1 protein-coding gene and 1 pseudogene are annotated in these 3,358 nt (G+C 37.6%); both read left to right on the top strand.

What is annotated here, in order from left to right:
- Window positions 1–80 precede the first annotated feature (80 nt).
- Window positions 81–293, top strand: a pseudogene (locus tag ACFIMX_RS06655) (drug:proton antiporter); the annotation flags it as partial.
- A gap of 1,514 nt (window positions 294–1,807) precedes the next feature.
- Window positions 1,808–2,626 carry an abortive infection family protein gene (locus ACFIMX_RS06650; RefSeq protein ID WP_375640204.1) on the top strand — a complete coding sequence of 273 codons (819 nt, stop codon included), beginning with the start codon at window positions 1,808–1,810 and terminating at the stop codon, window positions 2,624–2,626.
- Window positions 2,627–3,358: the final 732 nt, after the last annotated feature.

Here is a 3,358-nt window from a genome sequence, read left to right as displayed (position 1 = left end):
GGATCTTTTGAATGTCATCGAGCAAGCGAAACAGCAACGTCAAAATGACGCGGCATAAAAAAACCTTGTCACGTAAGGACGTCAAAGATACAGCCGTTATCACACGCATATTACAGCAAATAGGTGGAGCCTTAGGGGGTGTATTTGCTGGCTTTCTGCTACATTCGTTAACAGAGCAACACCTTTCCTTAAGTCAAACATATCTCATATTCTTCATATTCTCTATCACTGCATTTTTACTGTTTTGCCTAGCCCTCCTCTTATCGCGTAAAGAGAAGAATTCCGCTTTATGATATGCTTTATTTGAACACCCTATCCATAACATTGGCAATGGCATATAAAATCATACAGCATTTACCACTTTTCGAGAAACCAACACACTGAGACCTTGACCACAGCCTTCATCATTTTTATGAAAGAACACTAAACCGATAAGCTCCTTAAGCTCTAAAATTGATCACCTCCAGTAACGTGCGGTGTTTGTAATTTTATGATGCCTCTGTGCTTTTAGATCCCTCTAAAAACCTCTTGAAATATGGGATTTTCTGACCAGACCTTTGCAAAGATCCACGAAATTAAGCACGCGTTTCAATGCGGAATAGTTCCATAAATGCGCTAACAGACGCCCTACTGCACCAGCATAGAATATAGAACCCACAATGCCCCAAATGCTAACCATCTTCTGCCCCACACCGCGATGTGAAAAATCACACTGTATTGCAAACTTGATAATGTTATTCACCCCTTTTTAAAGTCATTGAATCACTATGCTTTCATAACAGCAATAGATTCAAATGAAACTGAAGCGACAAAAAAAGCTGGTAAAGCAGCATCTTCTCTCCATTTCATTGTTAACTGTCATAACAAATCTCCCCCGCTTTAATAAAAAAGCCCTCTCTCATTGAGAGGGAAATTTTAAAAACATTGAAAATCATGAAGCACGATGACAGACAGCAAACCATCTCTAAAAAGACTGTTTCTTGATTTTCACAGCGTACTCTTAGATTTCTCTAACATTTTCCTGCCTTTAAATTTTCCTTATAAGTTTTACGGACAAGAGAAGCTTTTCAGAGTACTCTTACGCCTAGTTTCATTGTTTCAAGCTCCCTTACAGACACGATAAACGTTTATATTTTCATCTCTACCAAATACGCGAGATTAACAGCGGATATCATGAAAACAGTGTTTTAATAGAAAGCAGTAAGCTTAAAGAGATAAACGAAATTGGTAAACCAATCCCCTGCCCGCTTGTTCTCTCTACCGGTTATGCAAATAAAGAGCGCCATCTACTTTTTCTGACAAGCAAAGAACACACACAACATTTAGTAACATGCCATTATTGAAATTCTTGTCACAAGACCTTCCGTTCAGGGATTATGCGCATTGCCTGCTTCCTTCTCTCCAATAAACAATCTGCCAATAAAGAATGTTATTGCAGTTACGATAATACAAAATTATATTTCTGTTCTCATTCTATATTTTTCGAATTATCACACATTACTCACCCCCTTCACTGCTTCACTGTTATAACAATGAACGAAGAAAAAATTAAAATACAATATGGCATTTCTCTTTCACAAATCTTATATAAGCCAAAAAATTGTTGCGCGACTTTCTATGCAAGGTCAAGCAATAAAATCATATTCTAAAAACCACTCCACACACCACTTTTTGATATTATAAAGCCATAAAATGCAATTATCATCTCCGCAAACAATATCTCAGAAAAACAAAATCCCTCCTGCAAACATTGGACTACTCCCTCCAATGTTTGCCGCACCATTATACGCATAACGAGTTAGATGACTTGTTTATTGCATCATTTGCTCCTCCTGAGATTCCAGAAGGTACAAAAATCCAAAAAGTTAAAGCGTGGCTACGTGCAATCAATTCTCAATGCGAAGAACCACTTGAATTCCTTGGTAACCTGCTTAGTGATTTTATGGAAAAAGAATATTATGATCCAGACCCTACCGGATTGAATTCATCGTTATACAAAAAAACTCTACAGTTAAAAGAAGATCAACGTAAAATTTTAGAAACGTTAAAGAAAGATGGATTGGAATATCAGCGTGGAGGGTATATTATCAAGAAGGAGCTGACCTCCACACAAGAATTGCAAAAAGCTGGTCTCCTCTCTACAGAAGAGCTACAAAAATGTATTGCAGAGAAAGGCCTTTCAGCAGTAGAAATCGAAGTAAAAAGAGCATTAGAAAATATAGAAAAAGATCCAAGGGAGGCGGTTCTATTTGCAGCAAATCTATTGGAAGCCTCTTGCAAAGCTTATCTCGACCACCATTCTATCTCATATAAAGAAAACGCCCGTAATAATCTGCCTGCTTTATGGGAAGAAGTCGTTAAGAAAGCTAAGATCCATCCCGAAGATATGAAGCAAGAAAACTTAAAAAATCAAGATCTAGATGAAAATGACTTAAAAATGATCACATCCGGTCTGTATCAAGTTGTGCATGGTACTATGAATTTAAGAAACAAGAAAGGTGCAGCGCACGGCCGCTCAAAAAAGGATTTCGAACTAATCAATCTCAAACCTCGCCATGCGCGTTTAACTTTTAATGCCGCCCATTCTCTCTCAATTTATATCTTAGAGCTCATGGATCAGCCATAATAAAAAAACATATCACGACTACCAGCATTTTCTCGTGCCATTTTTAATGCCTAAAAAGCATTAAAGGGGGTGGTCGCTGCTTCTACCCTACAAAACCAAATATTTCTATAGCATGACAACATGAGTAGTCACACCGCTCTATGGTGCTCCTCTTCCCCGCGTTTTTAGGCTCCGCTTCTAAAGTCAGTGGGCAATTTCTGTAAATGCAAAATCCGCCCTTAAGAATGGCGAATGAGGATGGTGCAAAAGTATTGCCTTGATTATTTTTTAAAGAACAAACTAGCTGGTGTACTATTTTGGAAAGCTCTCGTGAAAAAATATAATGATGGAGAAGCCAGTCATTATGATAAAAACACAAGTCTTAACTCCCTAAAGAGAGAAAATCTGAGCTTAGATTTAATTCCTACAAAGCCTTTATGCGCGTAAATTACACACCTATACGTTCTTCCCCTACCCTACTTAATTTTATAATAAGACAGCTCCATATAAAAAACAGCACTATTCTTACATACCATAGCCATTTTCTCTTTACAGGCTTTCTGCTATCAACATAACGCTTTACCTTCTTAAAACACTGTTTGCAAAAAGTTGGCATCATTACAATGATTATAGGCATAGGCTCGCTCCCCCAAAAGCTTGCGAGGTAAAAATCCCCCTTAGTATTTAGTGGTATAGATAGTTTGGAGTTCAAGGAATTGTGAGCAGTTTTTTTGTTACAAAAAGTTAGCGGAT

Origin of the sequence: Bartonella sp. AD24XZML, assembly GCF_042196485.1 — a bacterium.
GTDB lineage: Bacteria > Pseudomonadota > Alphaproteobacteria > Rhizobiales > Rhizobiaceae > Bartonella.
Note: the sequence above shows the minus strand (reverse complement) of the source record. Positions and strands in the feature narration are given on the sequence as shown.